Genomic DNA, 519 nt, shown 5'->3' with positions numbered 1-519 from the left:
TAGAATAGACAGGTTCAGACCGTAGGGTTTGAAATCGCGTCCACCAGCGGCCGTACTTCGGCCAGCAGCCAAGCCGACAAGCCCAAGCTGACGGCGGCGGAGAAAATACTCTGCCACATTGCCTGATAAAGGAAAGGACGGCGGATGAAGGAAGCGGGCGCCCCCAACAGCTTGGTGATTTCCAACTCTTCCTTACGGCTGAGGATTTGCAGGCGGATGGTGTTGTGTGCCACCAAGACAAAGGCCATGCCTAAAGTCAGCGAGAGAAACCACAAAATCTTGCGGATAAATTCGTTAATACGATAAAGGGTCTGTACCCATTCGGTATCCATGGTTGCCGATTCGACGCGCGGCAGTTTGGTAATGTCTTTATAGATGGCCTGCATTTGATCCGGAGAAGTGGCAGGGTCGGGTCTACCAACAAAAACACCAAACAACAAACCACCACCAAGCACAGAAACGAAATTTTGACCGAAACTAATCTACAACTCTTCCAAACCTTCCTGCTTACTGATAAAG

General features: G+C 50.1%; 1 pseudogene. It reads right to left on the bottom strand.

Features of this window, described 5'->3' with window-relative positions:
* Positions 1–519, bottom strand: a pseudogene (locus ACTHUR_RS18205) (FtsX-like permease family protein); the annotation flags it as partial.

It is taken from the genome of Neisseria sp. P0021.S007 (assembly GCF_051956855.1).
Note: the sequence above shows the minus strand (reverse complement) of the source record. Positions and strands in the feature narration are given on the sequence as shown.